General features: G+C 49.0%; 13 protein-coding genes. 11 read left to right on the forward strand and 2 right to left on the reverse strand.

The annotated features are described in order from the left end of the window. The first annotated feature begins 38 nt into the window (after positions 1-38). The 11 genes from EYA81_RS10105 (at position 39) to EYA81_RS10155 (ending at position 16,359) form a co-directional block, all read left to right on the forward strand. Positions 39-2,528, forward strand: coding sequence for a glycoside hydrolase family 3 N-terminal domain-containing protein (locus EYA81_RS10105; RefSeq protein WP_008661991.1), 2,490 nt, complete (start codon positions 39-41; stop codon positions 2,526-2,528). Between the two features lie 470 nt (positions 2,529-2,998). Next, positions 2,999-3,466, forward strand: coding sequence for a ribosome assembly cofactor RimP (rimP, locus tag EYA81_RS10110; protein ID WP_005824352.1), 468 nt, complete (start codon positions 2,999-3,001; stop codon positions 3,464-3,466). A gap of 4 nt (positions 3,467-3,470) precedes the next feature. Further along, positions 3,471-4,736, forward strand: coding sequence for a transcription termination factor NusA (nusA, locus tag EYA81_RS10115; protein WP_005824354.1), 1,266 nt, complete (start codon positions 3,471-3,473; stop codon positions 4,734-4,736). Positions 4,737-4,859: 123 nt separating this feature from the next. After that, on the forward strand, positions 4,860-7,907 hold the full coding sequence (infB, locus tag EYA81_RS10120; protein WP_005824356.1) for a translation initiation factor IF-2: 3,048 nt from the start codon (positions 4,860-4,862) through the stop codon (positions 7,905-7,907). Positions 7,908-8,060: 153 nt separating this feature from the next. Continuing rightward, entirely contained in the window at positions 8,061-8,573 is a 513-nt protein-coding gene (locus tag EYA81_RS10125; RefSeq protein ID WP_008661989.1) for a CvpA family protein, read from the forward strand. 48 nt (positions 8,574-8,621) lie between these two features. After that, entirely contained in the window at positions 8,622-10,076 is a 1,455-nt protein-coding gene (sufB, locus tag EYA81_RS10130) for a Fe-S cluster assembly protein SufB (RefSeq protein ID WP_008661988.1), read from the forward strand. Positions 10,077-10,120: 44 nt separating this feature from the next. After that, positions 10,121-10,876 (forward strand): Fe-S cluster assembly ATPase SufC, encoded by a 756-nt coding sequence (sufC, locus tag EYA81_RS10135; RefSeq protein WP_005824362.1) that lies wholly within the window; start codon positions 10,121-10,123, stop codon positions 10,874-10,876. A gap of 17 nt (positions 10,877-10,893) precedes the next feature. Further along, positions 10,894-12,237 (forward strand): Fe-S cluster assembly protein SufD, encoded by a 1,344-nt coding sequence (sufD, locus tag EYA81_RS10140; RefSeq protein ID WP_131225701.1) that lies wholly within the window; start codon positions 10,894-10,896, stop codon positions 12,235-12,237. Positions 12,238-12,259: 22 nt separating this feature from the next. Next, positions 12,260-13,525: a cysteine desulfurase gene (locus EYA81_RS10145; protein ID WP_165491374.1), complete on the forward strand. Its 1,266-nt coding sequence runs from the start codon at positions 12,260-12,262 to the stop codon at positions 13,523-13,525. Positions 13,526-13,596: 71 nt separating this feature from the next. Further along, the gene (locus tag EYA81_RS10150; protein ID WP_117599782.1) at positions 13,597-13,917 is read left to right on the forward strand and encodes a heavy metal-binding domain-containing protein; all 321 of its coding nucleotides are present in this window, start codon (positions 13,597-13,599) and stop codon (positions 13,915-13,917) included. Between the two features lie 237 nt (positions 13,918-14,154). Further along, positions 14,155-16,359, forward strand: coding sequence for a sodium-translocating pyrophosphatase (locus tag EYA81_RS10155; protein WP_117599781.1), 2,205 nt, complete (start codon positions 14,155-14,157; stop codon positions 16,357-16,359). On the opposite strand, the gene EYA81_RS10160 is transcribed toward EYA81_RS10155, so the two are convergent. After that, a complete protein-coding gene (locus tag EYA81_RS10160; protein WP_117964263.1) occupies positions 16,356-17,957 on the reverse strand; it encodes a SusD/RagB family nutrient-binding outer membrane lipoprotein in 1,602 nt (533 codons plus the stop codon). The genes EYA81_RS10155 and EYA81_RS10160 overlap by 4 nt on opposite strands. Before the next feature lie 12 nt (positions 17,958-17,969). Then, complete coding sequence (locus EYA81_RS10165; protein WP_117964262.1) at positions 17,970-21,317, reverse strand: SusC/RagA family TonB-linked outer membrane protein; 3,348 nt, start codon at positions 21,315-21,317, stop codon at positions 17,970-17,972. Positions 21,318-21,451: the final 134 nt, after the last annotated feature.

The raw sequence follows: 21,451 nt of genomic DNA on the forward strand, positions 1-21,451 counted from the left end.
AACAGATAGTGCAACTATTATAAACCAATATCACAACCATGAGTAAAAAGTTAATCTTATCTTTAGCCCTATCAGGGTTAGTACTTACTTCTACGGCGCAGACCACTGTTGCGCCTGCCATTCCAAGAGACGAGAAAATAGAACAGCAGATTGAGACTTTGCTGAAGAAGATGACGCTTGACGAGAAAGTCGGTCAGATGTGCGAACTCACCATAGACCTCCTGCAGAAACGCGCCAATCCTTTTGCCGGTCTCAATCCGAAAGATATAACTGTAGATGATTTGAAGAAAATCGTCAAGAGGTATAAGTTAGAGAAAGAGTTCAAGCTGGGTAAGGAGATGCCTTCGCAAGAAGTGATGATGCAGCTCTATATGCGTATCCAGGGTATTGAGAATGCCAAGGGCTTCCAGTTGGACGAGGCGATGCTCGACTCTGTCATCGGAAAATACAAAGTAGGCTCCATCTTGAACGTGCCTAACGGTGTGGCACAAAGCGTGGAGAAGTGGCAGGAAATCATCAAACGCATTCAGGAGAAATCCATGGAGGTGATGGGTATTCCTTGTGTGTACGGTGTAGACCAGATACACGGAACTACCTATACGCTGGGTGGTACTTTCTTCCCGCAAGGCGTCAATATGGGAGCTACCTTCAACCGTGAACTGACACGTGAAGGTGCACGCATCTCCGCTTATGAAACAAAGGCGGGAAGCATTCCCTGGACGTATGCCCCGGTGACCGACCTCGGACGTGACCCGCGCTGGCCTCGTATGTGGGAAAATTATGGTGAAGACGCCTACGTCAATGCCGAAATGGGACGTGAAGCAGTTATCGGTTTCCAGGGCGAGAACCCCAACCTGATTGGCGAGAACAACGTTGCCGCTTGTATGAAGCACTATATGGGTTATGGTGTTCCCGTTTCCGGTAAGGACCGTACGCCGTCTTCCATCACCGAGCAGGATATGCGTGAGAAGCATTTCGCTCCTTATCTGGAAATGGTGAAAGCAGGTGCCCTCTCCGTGATGGTGAACTCCGCCATGAACAACGGTCTGCCTTTCCATGCCAACTATGAGCTGCTGACCAAGTGGCTGAAAGAAGACCTCAACTGGGACGGTATGATTGTGACTGACTGGGCGGACATCAACAACCTTTATAGCCGCGACCACATAGCCAAGGATAAGAAGGAAGCCATCAAGCTCGCCATCAATGCCGGCATCGACATGTCGATGGACCCGTACGACTGGAAGTTCTGCACACTCCTGAAGGAGCTGGTGGAAGAAGGCGAAGTCCCCATGAGCCGCATTGACGATGCGGTGCGCCGCGTATTGCGCCTGAAGTACCGCCTCAATCTGTTTGAGAAACCCTATTATGATTTGAAAGACTTCCCGCTGTTCGGCAGTGCGGAACATGCCGCCGCCGCACTCCAGGCTGCCGAAGAGTCTTTGGTACTCCTGAAGAACACAGACGGCATACTGCCGCTGGCAAAAGGCAAGAAACTGCTGGTTACCGGTCCGAATGCCAACTCCATGCGTTGCCTCAACGGCGGCTGGTCCTACTCTTGGCAGGGTGACAAGGCAGACGAGCATGCAGGCCAATATAATACCATCCTCGAGGCTTTCACCAATAAATTCGGTGCGGACAACATCATCTACGAAGCCGGTGTCACTTATAAGCAAGGTGGCAACTGGTGGGAAGAGAATGCTCCTGAGATAGAGAAAGCCGTAGCTGCCGCTGCCGGTGCCGACTACATCGTTGCCTGCATCGGTGAGAACTCTTACTGCGAGACTCCGGGTAACCTGACGAACCTCTTCCTCTCACAGAACCAGCTCGACCTGGTGAAGGCTCTTGCCAAGACCGGCAAGCCCGTCATTCTGGTGCTGAACGAGGGCCGTCCACGCCTGATAGCCGACATCGAGCCTTTGGCAAAGGCTGTGGTCAACACCATGCTTCCGGGCAACTACGGCGGCGATGCGTTGGCAAACCTCATTGCCGGCGACGCCAACTTCAGCGGAAAGATGCCTTTCACTTATCCGAAGGAAATCAACTCGCTGATTACGTACGACTACAAACCGTGCGAACACATCGGCAAGCAGATGGAAGGCGCTTATAACTACGACGCGCAGGTGTCCGTACAGTGGGCGTTCGGCTACGGTTTGAGCTATACCACCTTTGCGTACAGCAACCTCAAGGTGGATAAGTCGGACTTTACCGCTGATGATGTGCTTACTTTCACCGTTGATGTGAAGAATACCGGTGACCGTGTCGGCAAGGAGAGCGTGTTGCTCTTCAGCAGTGACCTCGTTGCCTCCCTTACTCCCGATACCCGCCGTCTTCGCGCTTTCGAGAAAGTGGAACTGAAACCGGGCGAGACAAAGACCGTGACTCTGAAACTGAAAGGCTCCGACCTTGCTTTCGTAGGCTATGATGGCAAGTGGATTTTGGAGAAAGGTGACTTCCGCATCCAGACGGGTGACCAAACGGTGAACGTGGTTTGTACGGATACCAAGAAGTGGGAGACTCCGAATAAGTGATACGACAAGGTCTTTTAGACCTTTAGAACCATAGTAAAAGGGCCGATAGCATGAAACAAGCTATCGGCCTTTTATTTTTCCGCGTTGTCTTTCAACAGTATCTTCTTTCCGTTTGTATCTCCTTACTTCTTTTCCTGAAACAATAGAGATTGTATGCTTGAGATGTACATCTCATGTTGTCCGAGATGCACATCTCGTTGTGCTTGACATGTGCATCTCATGCAGTATGGAACGTGATAATTCATTTCATAAAGTATAAGCTTCTGTCTCATAAGATTATATGTTTTACCCCTTATCTTGAAGTGTTGAAAGGGTGTGTTTGTAATATAATTCCCGTTTGAACCGTTAAATCAATCTTTTTTTCTCTAATATTTTGTAGTCGAACAGATTATTTATATCTTTGCAACCGAAAACGGATGAAAGGTGGAGGGGCGATTAAGCTCCTCTTTTTTGTTCCTAATGGTTAATCTATGATAGAAAAGAAAACTGTTTGTCAGATTGTTGACGAGTGGCTGGCAGGAAAGGACTACTTCCTTGTGGAGGTGACAATCAGCCCGGATGACAAGATTTTGGTGGAAATAGACCACAAAGAAGGTGTTTGGATTGAGGACTGCGTAGAGCTGAGCCGCTACATCGAGTCCAAGTTGAACCGTGAGGATGAGGATTATGAGTTGGAAGTCGGTTCGGCCGGCATCGGACAGCCCTTCAAGGTACTGCAGCAGTACATTAACCACATCGGCAAGGAAGTGGAAGTGCTGGCAAAGGACGGCCGCAAGCTCAGCGGCGTGTTGAAGGAAGCCGACGAACAGCATTTCGTCGTGACCATTCAGAAGAAAGTGAAAGAGGAAGGTGCCAAGCGTCCCAAGCTGGTGGACGAGGACTTGACCTTTACGTATGAAGAGATAAAATACACTAAATACTTAATCAGTTTTAAATAAGACTATGGCCAAAAAAGTAGAAACTGTCAGCTTGATAGATACATTTTCGGAATTTAAGGAACTGAAGAATATCGACAGAACCACGATGGTAAGCGTACTCGAGGAGTCGTTCCGTAGTGTGATTGCGAAAATGTTCGGTACCGATGAGAATTACGACGTAATTGTAAACCCGGACAAGGGTGACTTCGAAATATGGCGTAACCGTGAGGTAGTGGCAGACGAGGATTTGGAAAACCCGAACCTGCAGATTGCATTGTCCGAAGCACAAAAGATTGATGCTTCTTATGAAGTGGGCGAGGAAGTGACGGATGAAGTTATCTTCGCGAACTTCGGTCGCCGTGCCATCTTGAACTTGCGCCAGACACTGGCCTCCAAGATATTGGAACTGGAGAAAGATAGTATTTACAACAAATACATTGATAAAGTGGGTACCATCATCAATGCGGAAGTCTACCAGATTTGGAAGAAAGAGATGCTGCTGCTCGATGATGAAGGCAACGAACTGTTGCTGCCCAAGACCGAACAGATACCGAGTGACTTCTACCGCAAGGGCGAGACCGCCCGCGCCGTAGTGGCACGTGTGGACAACAAGAATAATAATCCGAAGATTATCCTAAGCCGTACGTCGCCCGTCTTCCTGCAACGTCTGTTCGAAATGGAAGTACCCGAAATCAATGACGGACTGATTACCATCAAGAAGATTGCCCGCATCCCCGGCGAGCGTGCCAAGATTGCCGTTGAGAGCTACGATGACCGTATCGATCCGGTAGGTGCTTGCGTGGGTGTGAAGGGTAGCCGTATTCATGGTATTGTCCGCGAGCTTCGCAACGAGAATATCGACGTTATCAACTATACGTCCAATATCCAGTTGTTTATACAGCGTGCCTTGAGCCCTGCCAAGATTTCTTCCATCCGCTTGAACGAGGAAGAACGCAAGGCTGAAGTGTTCTTGAAACCCGAAGAGGTGTCGCTGGCTATCGGTAAAGGCGGTTTGAATATCAAGCTTGCCAGTATGTTGACTGAGTACACCATCGACGTGTTCCGTGAGTTGGATGAGGCCATAGAGGATGAAGACATCTACTTGGACGAATTCCGTGATGAAATAGACGGTTGGGTTATCGATGCCATCAAGGCTATCGGTATCGATACGGCTAAGGCTGTGTTGAACGCTCCCCGTGAGATGTTGATTGAGAAGACGGACCTCGAAGAAGAGACGGTGGACGAGGTATTGCGCATTTTGAAACAGGAGTTTGAAGAGGAGGAGCAGTAATGTGGTAATGTGGGTAATATGCTAATGTGCCAATGCAGATAGCATATCGGATGAAGTGCACACTCCTTTTTTCTCAGCCAATTAGCACATTAGCATATTGGCACATTAATTCATTAAATTAGTATGACGATAAGGTTAAACAAAGTAACAAGAGATTTAAATGTAGGGATTACGACGGCTGTCGAGTTCCTGCAAAAGAAGGGATTTACCGTTGAGGCAAATCCGAACACAAAAATTACGGATGAACAGTTCGAACTGCTCAAAAAGGAGTTTAGTACAGATAAGGACCTTAAGATAAAGTCGGAGCGTTTCAGCCAGGAACGTCAGAGCAAGGACCGCAACAAGGCGTCCGTGTCTATTGACGGCTATAGGGAAACGCAGGAGAAAGCGAAGCCCGAGGAGATTAAGACGGTTGTTCCGGAAGACGCACGTCCGAAGTTCAAGCCGGTAGGCAAGATTGATTTGGACAAACTGAACCGTAGACCTGCTCCTGCTCAGGAAAAAGAGAAAGAAGCGGAAAAAGCGGTAGAGGAGAAGAAGGTGGAGGAACCGGCAGTTGTAGAAACGCCGAAACCGGAACCTGCTCCTGCTCCCCAACCGGAACCACAGCCGCAACCGGAGGTACAGCCGGCATCTGAGTCCGAGCCGCAGCCCGTTTCGGAACCGCAGCCACAACCCGTTGTCAAGGAAGAGCCTGCTCCGGTTGTAGAGGCTCAACAAGAATCTAAAAAGGAAGAAATGATAGAAGCGCCTGCTCCCGTACCGGTGGCTGAAGAAGCACCGGTTGAAAAAGAGGGGAAAGAAGAAGGAGAAGAAATCTTCAAGATACATCAGCCTGAGTTTGTTTCGAAGATTAATGTCATCGGACAGATAGACCTGGCGGCTCTGAACCAATCCACACGCCCGAAGAAGAAATCGAAAGAGGAGAAACGCAAGGAGCGTGAAGAGAAGGAAAAGATTCGCCAGGATCAGAAGAAGCAGATGAAGGAAGCTATCATCAAGGAAATCCGCCGTGATGACAGCAAGTTGAAGGATACCGCTGCCGGCGATGCCAACGGCAAGAAGAAACGTGTCCGTATCAATAAGGAGAAAGTGGACATCAACAATGCTTCCAACTTCCAGCGTGGTGGCAACGACCGTGGACACGCTGGTGCCCAGCAAGGTCAGGGTGCCCGCCCGCAAGGTGGAAACCAGCCTGGTGGAAACAATGCCAATAATAACCGCAACCGCAATAAGGACCGCTTCAAGAAGCCGGTCATCAAGCAGGAGGTTAGCGAGGAAGATGTAGCAAAGCAGGTAAAGGAAACTTTGGCACGCCTCACTTCCAAAGGAAAGAACAAAGGTGCCAAGTATCGTAAGGAAAAACGTGACATGGCTTCCAGCCGTATGCAGGAATTGGAAGACATGGAAATGGCAGAAAGCAAGGTACTGAAGATTACGGAATTCGTGACGGCCAACGAGTTGGCAAGCATGATGGATGTTTCTGTTACTCAGGTCATCGCCACTTGTATGAGCATTGGTATGATGGTATCCATCAACCAGCGTCTGGATGCCGAGACCATCAACTTGGTGGCTGAGGAATTCGGCTTCAAGACAGAATATGTAAGCGCAGAAGTGGCGCAGGCCATCGTAGAGGAAGAGGATGATGAGGAAGATTTGGAACCTCGCGCTCCGATTGTAACGGTGATGGGTCACGTAGACCACGGTAAGACTTCATTGCTCGACTATATCCGTAAGGCGAATGTGATTGCCGGTGAAGCGGGTGGTATCACACAGCACATCGGTGCCTACCACGTGTCGCTGGACGACGGACGTAAGATTACATTCCTCGATACTCCGGGCCACGAGGCGTTTACCGCCATGCGTGCCCGTGGTGCCAAAGCTACGGATATTGCCATCATCATTGTGGCTGCTGACGACAACGTGATGCCGCAGACAAAGGAAGCCATCAACCATGCCATGGCTGCGGGTGTTCCTATTGTATTTGCAATCAATAAGATTGATAAACCGACTGCCAACCCCGACAAGATTAAGGAAGAGCTGGCTGCCATGAACTTCTTGGTGGAAGAGTGGGGCGGTAAGTATCAGTCGCAAGATATCTCTGCCAAAAAGGGTATCGGTGTACCCGAGTTGATGGAGAAAGTGCTGCTCGAAGCAGAAATGCTGGAGTTGAAAGCAAACCCGAACCGCCGTGCTACCGGTTCCATTATCGAGTCCTCATTGGATAAGGGTCGTGGCTATGTGGCTACGGTACTCGTTTCCAACGGTACCTTGAAAATGGGCGACATCGTGCTGGCGGGTACCAGCTACGGTAAGGTGAAGGCTATGTTCAATGAGCGTAACCAACGCATGCAGGAGGCTGGTCCTTCTACACCTGCCCTGATATTGGGCTTGAACGGTGCACCTGCTGCTGGCGACACGTTCCACGTAATCGAAACGGAGCAGGAAGCACGCGAGATTGCCAACAAACGCGAACAGTTGCAGCGTGAACAAGGTTTGCGTACGCAGAAGATGCTGACGCTCGACGAAGTGGGCCGCCGTCTGGCGCTGGGTGACTTCCATGAGCTGAACGTGATTGTGAAGGGTGACGTGGACGGTTCTGTGGAAGCGTTGAGCGACTCTTTAATCAAGCTGTCTACGGAGCAGGTGCAGGTAAACGTAATCCACAAGGGTGTCGGTCAGATTTCCGAATCGGATGTCTCGCTGGCTGCCGCTTCGGATGCGATTATCGTCGGTTTCCAGGTACGTCCTTCGGGTGCTGCCGCCAAGATGGCAGAGCAGGAGGGTGTGGATATCCGCAAGTACTCCGTCATCTACGATGCCATCGAAGAGGTGAAGGCTGCCATGGAAGGTATGCTGGCACCGACATTGAAGGAGCAGATAACGGCAACCATCGAGGTGCGCGAAGTGTTCAACATCACGAAGGTGGGACTGGTGGCAGGTGCCATGGTCAAGACCGGAAAGGTGAAACGCAGCGACAAGGCCCGTTTGATACGCGACGGTATCGTAATCTTTACGGGTGCCATCAATGCCCTGAAGCGCTTCAAGGACGACGTGAAGGAGGTAGGTACCAACTTCGAGTGCGGTATCAGCCTGACAAACTGCAACGACATCAAGGTGGGCGATATTATCGAATCTTACGAAGAAATAGAAGTGAAGCAAACATTATAATTGAATAATGTGCAAATATGCTAATGTGCCAATTGGCTGCGCGTACAGAAAATGCCGCAGGGCAATTGGCACATTTTGCATATTAGTTATTTGCTCATTGACCCATTAGCATATTGGCACATTAGCATATTGTCACATTGGTACATTAATTTTATGGCAATTATAGATATCATCATATTGGCTGCTTTCGGCTTGGGCGCAATCATCGGCTTCATGAAAGGTTTTGTGAAGCAATTGGCCTCTCTGCTGGGGCTGATTGTCGGTCTGCTGGCGGCAAAGGCTTTGTATGCCTCGTTGGCAGTGAAGCTGTGCCCCATGTTGACAGACTCTATGACAGTGGCGCAAGTACTGGCATTTGTCTTCATCTGGCTGGCTGTTCCTTTGCTCTTCTCCCTGGTGGCTTCTCTGCTGACCCGGGCAATGGAGGCCGTCTCGCTGGGCTGGCTCAATCATTGGTTGGGGGCTGGTCTAGGGGCTTTGAAGTACCTCCTGCTGACGAGCCTGCTGATTGGTGTCATCGAATTTATAGACGGAGACAATACGCTGATTAGCAAAACAAAAAAGAAAGAATCAGTGTTATATTATCCTATGGAAGAGTTTGCCGGGATATTCTTTCCCGCAGCAAAGGCGGTTACGGAGCAGATTGTAAACGGAGACTTTGACTGATACCGTGAACCGTGATTTTGTAATTCATAATTTGTAATTATAGAAGTGATGCAACAAGAAGAACCCAATAAATATGTAAAGGAACTCACTCAGGAGAAGTATAAGTACGGTTTCACGACCGACGTGCATACAGACATCATTGAGCGCGGGCTGAATGAAGATGTAGTGCGGCTTATCTCTGAGAAGAAGGGAGAACCGGAATGGTTGCTGGAGTTCCGCCTGAAGGCATATCGCCACTGGCTGACATTGGAGATGCCTACATGGGCACATCTCCGCATTCCCGAAATAGATTATCAGGCCATATCCTACTATGCCGACCCTACGAAGAAGAAGGAAGGACCGAAAAGCATGGATGAGGTAGACCCTGAGTTGATAAAGACTTTCAATAAGCTGGGCATTCCGCTGGAAGAACAGATGGCGTTAAGCGGTATGGCTGTGGATGCCGTTATGGACTCGGTGTCTGTAAAGACTACCTTCAAGGAGACACTGATGGAGAAAGGAATCATCTTCTGCTCGTTCAGCGAGGCTGTACACGAGCATCCCGACTTGGTACAGAAATATCTCGGTTCGGTGGTGCCTTATCGTGACAACTTCTTTGCGGCACTGAACTCGGCGGTGTTCTCCGACGGTTCTTTTGTCTATATCCCGAAGGGGGTACGCTGTCCGATGGAGTTGTCCACCTATTTCCGCATCAATGCCCGCAATACGGGGCAGTTCGAAAGAACCTTGATTGTGGCGGATGATGATTCGTACGTTTCTTATCTGGAAGGGTGTACGGCTCCGATGCGTGACGAGAACCAGTTGCACGCGGCCATTGTGGAAATTGTAGTGCACGACCGTGCAGAAGTGAAATACAGCACCGTGCAGAACTGGTATCCCGGTGATGCCGAGGGCCGGGGTGGTGTCTATAACTTTGTGACGAAGCGTGGCCATTGTAAAGGGGTGGACAGTAAACTGTCTTGGACACAAGTGGAAACAGGTTCGGCCATTACCTGGAAGTATCCGTCTTGCATCCTTTCCGGCGACAATTCGACAGCGGAGTTCTATAGTGTGGCAGTAACCAATAACCATCAGCAGGCAGACACGGGAACAAAGATGATTCATCTGGGCAAGAATACCCGGAGCACCATTGTGAGCAAAGGCATTTCTGCCGGAAAGAGCGAAAACTCTTACCGCGGCTTGGTGCGCGTGGCACAGAAAGCGGACAATGCTCGTAATTACAGCCAGTGCGACTCCTTGCTACTTGGTGACAAATGCGGCGCGCATACTTTCCCCTACATGGATATTCACAATGAAACGGCCATCGTGGAGCATGAGGCCACTACCAGCAAAATCAGTGAGGACCAGATATTCTACTGCAATCAGCGCGGTATTTCTACGGAAGATGCCGTGGGGCTGATTGTGAACGGTTATGCCAAAGAGGTTTTGAATAAACTTCCGATGGAGTTTGCCGTAGAAGCGCAGAAATTGCTTGCCATTTCGCTGGAAGGAAGCGTGGGGTGATTTATAAATAGTAAATTGTAAATAGTCAAATAGTAAATATAAAGATGTTAGAGATAAAAGACCTGCATGCCAGCATCAATGGCAAAGAAATATTGAAAGGCATCAACTTGACCATACGTGATGGAGAAGTACATGCACTGATGGGACAGAACGGTGCTGGTAAAAGTACGTTGAGTAATGTGTTGGTTGGCCATCCTGCTTACGAAGTGACGCGCGGCTCAATTACCTTTAATGGCAAGGACTTGCTTGCCATGAGTCCTGAGGACCGTGCACATGAAGGAATCTTTCTTTCTTTCCAGGCTCCGGTAGAGATTCCGGGCGTGTCGATGGTGAACTTCATGCGTGCGGCTGTGAATGAGCAACGCAAGTACCGCCATCTGCCTGCTTTGTCGGCCAGTGAGTTCCTGAAGCTGATGCGCGAGAAGCGTGCCATTGTGGAGTTGGACAACAAGCTGGCCAACCGTAGCGTGAACGAAGGTTTCAGCGGCGGTGAAAAGAAGCGTAACGAGATATTCCAGATGGCGATGTTGGAACCGACTTTTGCTATTTTGGACGAGACGGATTCCGGATTGGATGTGGATGCTTTGCGTATTGTGGCCGACGGTTTCAACAAACTCAAGACTGCGGAAACCAGTGCTATGGTCATTACCCACTACCAGCGGTTGTTGGACTATATCAAACCCGATACGGTACATGTACTGCTGGGTGGACGTATCGTAAAGACCGGTGGACCGGAATTGGCGAAGGAGATTGAAACACGTGGCTTCGATTGGATAAGGAAAGAAGCAGGTGAATTATAAACTCATAATCTGAAAACATGAGTGTAGAGCAACAATACATAGACCTTTTCTCCCAAACGGAGGCGATGATATGCCGGCATAGTGCCGAGGTGCTGAATGCGCCGCGTGCCGCTGCTTTTGCTGACTTTGAGCGCTTGGGCTTTCCCACCCGTAAGGAGGAGAAATACAAATATACGGATATCAGCAAGTTCTTTGAGCCGGATTATGGCTTGAACTTGAACCGGTTGGAAATTCCGGTGAATCCTTATGAAGTGTTCAAGTGCGATGTTCCCAATATGAGCACTGCTCTTTATTTTGTGGTGAACGATGCTTTTTATGGCAGGGCTTTGCCTAAGTCCCATCTGCCTGAAGGGGTTATCTTCGGCAGCCTGAAGGAGGTGGCCGAGAAACATCCCGATTTGGTGAAGAAATATTATGGCAAGTTGGCTGATACGGCAGAGGATGGGGTGACGGCGTTCAACACCGCTTTTGCACAAGACGGCGTTCTGTTTTATGTTCCTAAGAACGTGGTGGTAGAGAAACCTATTCAGCTGGTGAATATCCTGCGTGGTGACGTCAATTTTATGGTGAACCGCCGTGTGCTGATTATTCTGGAGGAGGGTGCACAAGCCCGCTTGCTAGTATGTGACCATGCAATGGACAGTGTGAACTTCCTGGCAACGCAGGTAATAGAAATTTTTGCCGGTGAAAATGCTGTTTTCGATTTTTATGAACTGGAGGAGACCCACACCAGTACGGTGCGTATCAGCAATATGTATGTAAAGCAGGAAGCCAATAGCAATGTACTGCTGAATGGTATGACCCTGCACAACGGAACTACGCGGAATACAACCCGTGTGACGCTCGCCGGTGAACATGCGGAACTGAATCTGTGCGGTATGGCCATTGCAGACAAGAACCAACATGTGGACAATCATACGACTATCGACCATGCTGTGCCCAACTGTACCAGCAATGAGCTTTATAAGTATGTCCTTGACGAGCAGGCTGTAGGTGCCTTTGCCGGTCTTGTTTTAGTGCGCCCTGACGCACAGCACACCAGTTCGCAACAGACCAACCGCAATCTTTGTGCTACCCGCGATGCGCATATGTACACCCAACCTCAGCTGGAGATTTATGCAGATGACGTGAAGTGCAGTCATGGTGCTACGGTGGGGCAGCTCGATGAAAGCGCTCTCTTCTATATGCGGCAGCGTGGTATCCCGGTGCGTGAGGCGCGCCTGCTGCTGATGTTCGCTTTTGTCAACGAAGTCATCGACACCATCCGTTTGGATGCTTTGAAGGACCGTCTGCATCTGCTGGTAGAGAAGCGTTTCCGGGGAGAACTGAACAAATGCCAGGGATGTGCCATCTGCAAGTGATAGCTTATAATTTCGATTCATTATGAACAACGATATAAATAAGAGTAGTATCTTGGCTCCCCTCCCTACGGGGGAGGGGCTGGGGGAGAGGCTTCGAGCTGATTTCCCCATCCTTTCCCGTGAGGTATATGGCAAGCCGTTGGTCTATCTGGACAACGGCGCGACTACGCAGAAACCCCGCCAGGTAGTAGATGCCATTACGGACGAATACTATTCGGTGAATGCCAATGTGCATCGCGGGGTGCACTTCCTTTCGCAGCAGGCTACAGAGCTGCACGAGGCCTCGCGTGAGACGGTGCGACGTTTCATCAATGCCCGTAGTACGAATGAGATTGTCTTTACCCGTGGTACGACGGAGAGTATCAATCTGCTTGTCTCCAGCTTTGGTGAGGAATTTATGCAGGAGGGGGATGAGGTGATTCTTTCTGTGATGGAGCACCATAGTAACATTGTTCCCTGGCAGCTGCTTGCCGCCAAGCGTGGAATAGCCATCAAAGTGATTCCGATGAATGACAAGGGCGAACTCTTATTGGACGAATATAGGCAGTTGTTCTCCGAACGTACCAGGATTGTCAGTGTGGCACATGTTTCCAATGTGCTGGGCACGGTCAATCCCGTCAAGGAGATGATTGCTTTTGCCCATGAGCAGGGTGTTCCGGTGCTTGTGGACGGTGCCCAGTCCATTCCCCACATGCCGGTGGATGTGCAGGACTTGGATGCCGACTTCTTCGTTTTCTCCGCTCACAAGGTGTATGGTCCTACGGGAGTAGGCGTACTTTATGGTAAAGAGGAGTGGCTGGATAGGATACCTCCCTATCAGGGTGGTGGAGAGATGATTCAGCATGTCTCTTTTGAAAAGACTACCTTCAATGAATTGCCGTTCAAGTTTGAAGCCGGTACGCCGGATTATATCGGTACTACCGGACTTGCCAAAGCTTTGGACTACGTTTCGCTGGTTGGGATGGACAAGATTGCCGCCTATGAACACGAATTGACCCAGTATGCCATGCAACGGCTGAAAGAGATTCCCGGTATGCGTATCTTCGGCGAGGCAGAAGACAAGGGTAGTGTCATATCGTTTCTGGTAGGTGATATCCATCATTTTGATATGGGTACATTGCTCGACCGTCTTGGCATTGCCGTACGCACGGGACATCATTGTGCCCAACCATTGATGCAGCGTCTTGGTATCGAAGGAACGGTGCGTGCATCTTTCGGACTTTACAATACCCGGGAGGAGATAGATGCGCTGGTGGCAGGTATAGTTCGTGTCAGCCGGATGTTCTGACCCAAGCAAAGCTTTGCAACCTTTCTTCCATTCCTTGCGTCTAATATATCAACAACTAAAAAAAATGAATTATGTTAGTAACAACAACCCCGACTATTGAGGGTGGACGTATCACCCGCTATTATGGCATCGTTTCCGGTGAGACGATTATCGGTGCCAATGTATTCCGCGATTTTTTTGCCAGCATCCGTGACGTGGTAGGTGGGAGAAGCGGCTCTTATGAAGAAGTGCTACGCGAAGCTAAGGAGACAGCTTTGCGTGAGATGCAGGAAAATGCCCGTGCTATGGGTGCCAATGCCGTGATTGGTGTAGACCTGGATTATGAAACGGTAGGAGGTAGTGGCAGCATGCTGATGGTTACAGCCTGCGGTACGGCTGTAACGGTGGAATAATAAAATACATCATCTATTTTAATCGAACAGATGATGTATTTGACCTGAACAGATGATGTGTTTCCCAAGAATAAACGATACATTTTAGGGGGATACATCATCTATTTTTTTATAGATAGAGGTCTTTATTATTTATAGAAATGGAACTAGTGCATAAAATAGCCTAATTGTTTGCATATTTCGCTTCAAATCAATAATTTTAGGCTTTCGTTCAACCTTTTAATATGAATAAATGCTATGGACCAAATCCTATTTTGGCTGGTTCCAGCCGCTTCCGTTCTGGCACTTTACTTTGCCTGGTATTTCCATTGTCAGATGATGAAAGAAAGTGAGGGTACCCCTCAGATGATTAAGATTGCCGCTGCTGTGCGCAAAGGTGCTATGTCTTACCTCCGCCAACAATACAAGATTGTGGGCTGGGTATTTCTGGGGCTGGTTATCCTTTTCTCCATTATGGCATACGGTTTCGGAGTGCAGAACTCCTGGGTACCGGTTGCTTTCCTTACCGGAGGATTCTTTTCCGGACTTTCCGGTTTTCTGGGTATGAAGACGGCCACCTACGCATCGGCTCGCACTGCCAATGCGGCACGCACATCGCTGAATGCCGGACTACGCGTGGCTTTCCGTAGCGGTGCGGTGATGGGACTGGTAGTGGTTGGCCTTGGCTTGCTTGATATATCTTTCTGGTATCTGTTGCTGAATGCTGTAATTCCGGAAGATGTAATGACTCCCACCCATAAACTCTGCATCATTACCACTACCATGCTGACTTTCGGCATGGGCGCTTCCACGCAGGCATTGTTTGCACGCGTAGGTGGCGGTATCTATACAAAAGCTGCCGATGTAGGTGCCGACCTTGTGGGAAAGGTGGAAGCCGGTATCCCCGAAGACGACCCGCGTAATCCTGCCACGATTGCGGATAATGTAGGCGACAATGTAGGCGACGTGGCAGGTATGGGGGCTGATTTGTACGAAAGTTATTGCGGTTCTATCCTTGCTACGGCTGCCCTCGGTGCTGCGGCTTTTATCCACTCGGGTGATACGCTGATGCAGTTTAAGGCCGTAATCGCTCCGATGCTGATTGCAGCCGTTGGTATATTGCTTTCCATTATCGGTATCTTCTCCGTGCGTACCAAAGAGAATGCGAAGATGAAGGACTTGCTGAACTCACTGGCTTTCGGTACTAATCTCAGCTCTATTCTGATAGTCATTGCCACTTTCTTTATCTTATGGTTGCTGAAACTGGACAATTGGCTGTGGATTTCCTGCTCCGTGATAGTAGGTTTGATAGTAGGCATTATTATTGGGCGTTCTACGGAATACTATACTTCCCAATCCTACCGTCCTACCCAAAAGCTGAGTGAAAGCGGAAAGACTGGTCCGGCAACAGTTATAATTTCCGGTATAGGCTTGGGAATGCTATCTACGGCTATTCCGGTGATTGCCGTGGTGATGGGTATTATTGCTTCTTATCTCTTTGCTTCGGGCTTCGACTTCTCTAATGTGGGTCTGGGGCTCTATGGTATTGGCATTGCTGCGGTAGGTATGCTTTCTACATTGGGCATCACGCTTGCTACAGATGCTTACGGACCGATAGCCGACAACGCGGGTGGCAATGCGGAAATGTCCGGTCTGGGTGAGGAGGTGCGTAAGCGTACCGATGCGCTCGACTCTTTGGGTAATACTACAGCTGCTACGGGCAAAGGCTTTGCCATCGGTTCCGCCGCTTTGACGGGATTGGCTTTGCTGGCCTCTTATGTCGAGGAAATCCGTATTGGGCTGACCCGCCTCGGGGCTACCGAATTGTCGCTTCCTCATGGCGATGCCGTGGCTCTTCAAGATGCCACTTTCTTCGACTTTATGCATCACTATGATGTGACGTTGATGAATCCAAAAGTTCTTTCCGGTATGTTCCTGGGTTCGATGATGGCATTTCTTTTCTGTGGATTGACGATGAATGCGGTAGGTCGTGCGGCGGCCCATATGGTAGACGAAGTGCGCCGCCAGTTTCGCGAAATTAAGGGAATCCTTACGGGAGAGACGGAGCCTGATTATGAGCGTTGTGTGGCAATCTCGACGAAAGGGGCGCAACGCGAGATGGTGGTTCCGTCACTGATAGCTATCATTACTCCGATTGCGACGGGACTTATTTTCGGTGTTCCCGGTGTGCTCGGCCTGCTGATTGGCGGATTGAGTAGCGGTTTCGTGCTTGCTATCTTCATGGCAAATGCCGGTGGTGCATGGGATAATGCCAAAAAATATGTGGAAGAAGGCAACTTTGGCGGCAAAGGCAGTGAAGTCCACAAAGCTACAGTCGTGGGTGACACCGTAGGAGACCCGTTCAAGGACACATCCGGTCCGAGTTTGAATATCCTGATCAAGCTGATGAGCATGGTAGCCATTGTGATGGCAGGGCTTACGGTTGCGTGGAGTCTGTTCTAAAAAGAGTTTTTCCCCGTATCCCACCAAAGGCGGGTGGCGCCATTGTCTGCGCCACCCAGTTTTTCCGTGAGGGTAGCGTATTGTGCCGGGTCGGCAGTGGCGGCATCCGTCGAGAACGGAAGGCGGCGGATCATGATATCCGTATCAATCACTTTTCCGGTGTTGCTTTGGACCTTGAAAAGTTTGGGGTATCCGGTACGGCGTTGCTCGGCCCATGCCTCATAACTTTCGGGCCAGCATGCCAGCCACTTCTGGGTAATAATCTTTTCGAGTTTTGTCTCTATGTCTGCATCTTCTTCCCATTTTGGGGAGATGGTAATCAAGGCTTTCATGTCCTTGCCCACCTTGCCGCCTGAGACTACATCTTTATAATCGGCAGGGGTTTTATTGCTTTCCAGATATTCGGAAGCACCGGCACAGTCCCACTGTGTAAATGAAGTACTTACACCGTATTCATAGCATGTGCGGGGATTTTCTTTGGTATAGCCGCGGAGGGCTGCTTCGGCCCTGAGTAGCCAGACTTCTGCCGCACTCATCAATACGGCTCCGGTCTTTTCGCCGATGGTGCTTGTGTTGAGGGAAGAGCAGGAACTGTAAATGTTGGCGTCACCGTCTTTCATGGGTAAGCCGATGGGAATGCCTAACAATTGCTCTCTACAACCTTCGAGCAGGGCGGTGTTATACCATTTCTTGCCACGCGGGTCCTCATAACCGTTGACAATGGATTCCATCGAGGCATTCATGTAGACTTCACCCCAACCGGCAACGGCACACAAAGGATTGATATAGTTCTTGCCCATTACAGCGATGGTTTCCCTTGCACCTTCCAGTACACCTTGATTGTCATTCAGTGCTTTGGTTGCTTGGTCTTTGGCAAGTGTTGCATCCACATTGGAGATGCGCATGGCAAGGCGCAAACGCAGTGAGTTGGCAAACTTCAACCAGTCCTTCAAGGTCTTGCCGTTGGTCAGCATATCATACTCTTTGAATTTGTTGTTGTCACCTCCTTCGTCCAGGTATTCCCTTATCAATTGCTGCCCTTCGTCCAGGTCTGCAAAGAAACGTGTATAGGCTTCCTGCAGTCCGTAAACCCGGGGTACCTCACCCAATTGGTGGTAGACCAGCGGACCATATGTATCGGCAATGCGGTGCATCAGTTCTACTTTCAAGATTTCAGTAATGCCGAGATAGCCTTTCAGGTTGTCATTGCCATAAAAGTTCTTTTCTGCCTTCTGCACTTCCGTGTAGACATATCCGTAAGTACATTGCCATGCAGCATTGGTCCAGCCGGAGTTCAGGTTGTAGCAGGCGTTGGATTTCATGAATTTAGGAATAGGGTCCATGAAGTAGCCGGAGAACATGTCGTGGTTTAGGGATTGTGTCATCTGCCATACCCAGTTCAAGCCTACAGAACCTATATTGAAGTAGATACCCGACTGTATGGGTTCGAATGGAGCAGTCAAGTTCTGGAAGTCTATTTCCTTTTTGTCATCCGAGAAACCTCCTTTGATTTCGTTGTCATTCTCAAAACCACCGGTACAAGCTGTAAGCAGCAGCATGCTATGGCAGAAAAGGAATATGATGCACTTGTTTTTCATAAGGTATTCATTTTAAAAGGTAAATCTTAGGTTAAAGCCGATATTCCGGGTAGTAGGCATGCCAAACACGTCTACTCCTTGATTGTTGTTGCCTACGGACATCACTGCATCGGGGTCGAACGGTGCTTCCTTCTTGAAAAAGCACAAGTTGCGCGCTGCCAATGATACGTCGATTCCCTTTATGAATCTGCTATTTTCCAGTATCGTTTTCGGGAAAGAATAGCTCAGTGATACTTCACGGAGTCTGATGCAGGTTGCGTCGTACATATAATATTCGGAGATGGCATTTCTGCCGCCTACTGCACTGTAGAATGCTCTCGGGTCGTTGAACTTCTGTCCTTGGTATTCTACATATCCCCGGGTTCGGGCCTCTTCGGTGACTTTGGTCACGCCGTTGGCATCCAGTTCGGACTGTGTCAGTGACATGACTTCGCCGCCGAAGCGGAAATCTATCAGGAAATAGAGCTCCAGGTCTTTGTAGGTAAGTGTATTGCTCCATCCCATAGTGAAGTCAGGATTGGCATTCCCAAGCAAATCCTTGTTTCCGGTATTTCCCAAAGGCCTTTTGCTGGTTTCATCAACCATGATGCTGCCATCCTCATTACGGCGGAAAGCATTTCCATAAATATCCCCCAGGCTACCTCCTTCTTTGACGCGCATCTGATAGCCAGCATTGAAACCTTCTTCGTAGTAGGAAAATTCCGGATAGTCAGGATGCAGGGTCACTACTTTGTTTTTGTTGGCGGACATGTTGATGAGACTCTTCCACGAAAAGTTTCTGTATAGTAGCGGAGTGGCGTCTACCGTCAGCTCAAAGCCTTGGTTGCGTATTTTTCCGGCATTGACATACCGGTATTTGTAGGTGGAGCCCGTGGGGTTGTCCATTCTCAATAACTGATTCTTGGTATTGGTCTGATACCAAGTGAAGTCCATCCCGAATCGGTGGTGGAAGAAACGCCATTCTGTACCGAATTCGATGGAGCTGCTGATTTCCGGTTTTAGGTCACCACGCTGTTCTACGGTATTTACATTGATACTGCCGCCTACCATGATGATGTCTACCGGATTGGTGATTCCTATCGGAAGGTCATTACCGACTTCCGCCCACGAAGCGCGCACTTTGGCAAAACTTATCCATTGGGGTAGGGAGCAGGCTTTGTTAAGAATCCAGGTAGCCCCTATGGAGGGATAGAAGAATCCGGTATTCTTGCTGTCTGTGTAGGCCAGTGTGGATGACCAGTCGTTACGTGCGGTAATGTCCAGGTATAGTAATCCTTTCCAGCCCCACTGCATGGTGGCAAATACTGATTGGAGCGTGCGTTTGCTGTCGATGCTCTGGTTTACGGCTGCTTTGGAGTCCATCACTACATTGGGGACGGTAAATACATTCGGTTTGTAGAGGGAAGCAAGCCTTGAGTCTATTGTCAGGGAGTTGACTTTACTCATGTTGATGCTGGCACCCAGTGCCGTGTTGAGGGAGAAGTCATCAAATTCCTTGTTGAACAAGGCCATTACGTCACCGTAGACTTGGATTTCTTGGCTGTCCGACCAGATGTAACGTCCGTTTTCCTTGTCCTCGTATTTGCCGGCGATGTTGGGAGCTGTAGTGGCATACATCTTATTGTCGAATTTATCACTGATATAATCCACATTACCCCGTGCCTGCAGGCTGAAATAATCCGTAATGTGCAGATTGGCGCTGGCCGATGCGATAGCGCGATATCGCTTGTTGCTACTGAGCACGCGGTTTTTCAACCAGTAGGGATTCTGTCCCCATTCACTGACGGTACCATCTCCATTCTTTTCAATCCAGTTTTGTGTCATCATATTGCGGTCGGCATTCCACGTTTCAAAGTTTTCTCTGTAAGTGCTCATATCTACGCCACGTGGGAAACTGTACAAGCTGACCAGCGGATTCAGATAATAGCCGCCGGTAGCAGGGGAGTTCTTGACGGTTTGGGTCATTAGTGTTGCAATGCCGTCCAGTTTCAGCTTGTTGTTGAAGAGGCTGGCCGTTTCGTGTAGGTTCAGGTTATTTTTCTGTAGCTTGTTGTTGTCTACAATTCCTTTAGCCGTGGTGTTGGCGTATGAGAAATAAGTTTGTACTTTTTCATTTCCGGTAGTGATGGCCAGCGAATTGAAAGTCGTGATGCCATTGCTGAAGAACTCGCCTATGTTGTCATAGTCGGTTACATTGCTTTTTGTACCCCAGCTTGCCGTACCGCCATCTTCGTTGCGACCGTATGTATTTTGGAATTCGGGGGTACTGATGGCGTGACTCACGGTCAGGTTGGAGGAGAATGTAACGCGCTGCAGTCCGGCTTTTCCCTTTTTAGTGGTGATCAGAATGACACCATTAGCTGCCTGCGAGCCATAAAGTGCGGCGGCAGAAGAACCTTTCAGGATGTTTATGCTTTCTATATCGTCCGGATTCAGGTTGGAAATCCCATCACCGGCATCACGGTTCAATCCATCGTTGTTACCGCCGATTACGGTGGAGGTGGATTCTGTTGAGCTGTTCAGCATAGGAACACCGTCAATTACGTACAAGGGCTGGTTGTTGCCGCTGGCAAATGCAGAGCGTGCACCGCGGATGGCGACTTTGGCAGAACCTCCTAAATTGGCGGTTTTGTTGATTTGTACTCCGGCCGTCTTTCCTGCCAGTGTATTAATCATGTTCGGTTCTTTGGCACGGGTCAGCTCACTGCTGCTTATCTGTTGGGTAGAATAGGTCAATGAGGACATTTTCTTCTGGATACCCATGGCGGTTACCACTACCTGCTCCAGGGTGAGGTTCTTTTCTTCCATCCGGATGTGGAGATTGTTTCTACCGTTCAGGGCAATGGTTTGCGGTTCATAACTGATGTAGGATACGACAATAGTGGCATAAGGAGGGATATTCATGCTAAATTCTCCTTCGGTATTGGTGATAACACCATTGGCGGTCCCTTTTTCAAGAATGTTGGCACCGATAATCGGTTCACCTCTGGAGTCCGTCACCTTTCCTCTTACAGTAGCCATTTCCTGCAGAGTGTCTGTCTTATCCTCAGCACTCCTGCTGTTTTTGGTTAAAACGATGTTTTTGCCTTCCATCACATACTTGATGTCTGTCCCTTTGAACATTTGGTCAAGTACTTTGGAAACAGTTTGGTTACTTGCATGGATGTCGACGGTACGGTGTACATCGACGTTCTGTTTGTTATATACAAATAAGTATTCTGTTTGCGACTCAATTTGCTCGAGAACTTGCCCTACCCTCAGCCGGGCATTTTGAATGCTGACCCTGGCATTCTGAGAGTAGCAGTTCCCGCTGTATACCTGAAATATAACAAGCAGGAGAAGGAATAATGTGATTTTCATAGGTTTGCAATAATTGCTTAAAATCTAATTTTTTTAGATAAAAAAGCCTCATCAACAAAATTTTTCTCATATCTTTGTCACTGTGTTAAGTTAATAAATTGATTAAGGTCGATTTTTGACTGTTTCGGATCGGA

Origin of the sequence: Bacteroides sp. A1C1 (assembly GCF_004328515.1) — a bacterium.
Lineage (GTDB): Bacteria > Bacteroidota > Bacteroidia > Bacteroidales > Bacteroidaceae > Bacteroides > Bacteroides uniformis.

What these genes read in the sequence shown, in the direction of transcription:
- sufC (WP_005824362.1), top strand. Translation starts at nt 10,121, where the DNA reads ATGTTAGAGATAAAAGACCTGCATGCCAGCATCAATGGCAAAGAAATA.
- EYA81_RS10150 (WP_117599782.1), top strand. Translation starts at nt 13,597, where the DNA reads ATGTTAGTAACAACAACCCCGACTATTGAGGGTGGACGTATCACCCGC.
- EYA81_RS10145 (WP_165491374.1), top strand. Translation starts at nt 12,260, where the DNA reads ATGAACAACGATATAAATAAGAGTAGTATCTTGGCTCCCCTCCCTACG.
- infB (WP_005824356.1), top strand. Translation starts at nt 4,860, where the DNA reads ATGACGATAAGGTTAAACAAAGTAACAAGAGATTTAAATGTAGGGATT.
- EYA81_RS10155 (WP_117599781.1), top strand. Translation starts at nt 14,155, where the DNA reads ATGGACCAAATCCTATTTTGGCTGGTTCCAGCCGCTTCCGTTCTGGCA.
- EYA81_RS10105 (WP_008661991.1), top strand. Translation starts at nt 39, where the DNA reads ATGAGTAAAAAGTTAATCTTATCTTTAGCCCTATCAGGGTTAGTACTT.
- EYA81_RS10160 (WP_117964263.1), bottom strand. Translation starts at nt 17,957, where the DNA reads ATGAAAAACAAGTGCATCATATTCCTTTTCTGCCATAGCATGCTGCTG.
- sufD (WP_131225701.1), top strand. Translation starts at nt 10,894, where the DNA reads ATGAGTGTAGAGCAACAATACATAGACCTTTTCTCCCAAACGGAGGCG.
- nusA (WP_005824354.1), top strand. Translation starts at nt 3,471, where the DNA reads ATGGCCAAAAAAGTAGAAACTGTCAGCTTGATAGATACATTTTCGGAA.
- rimP (WP_005824352.1), top strand. Translation starts at nt 2,999, where the DNA reads ATGATAGAAAAGAAAACTGTTTGTCAGATTGTTGACGAGTGGCTGGCA.
- EYA81_RS10165 (WP_117964262.1), bottom strand. Translation starts at nt 21,317, where the DNA reads ATGAAAATCACATTATTCCTTCTCCTGCTTGTTATATTTCAGGTATAC.
- EYA81_RS10125 (WP_008661989.1), top strand. Translation starts at nt 8,061, where the DNA reads ATGGCAATTATAGATATCATCATATTGGCTGCTTTCGGCTTGGGCGCA.
- sufB (WP_008661988.1), top strand. Translation starts at nt 8,622, where the DNA reads ATGCAACAAGAAGAACCCAATAAATATGTAAAGGAACTCACTCAGGAG.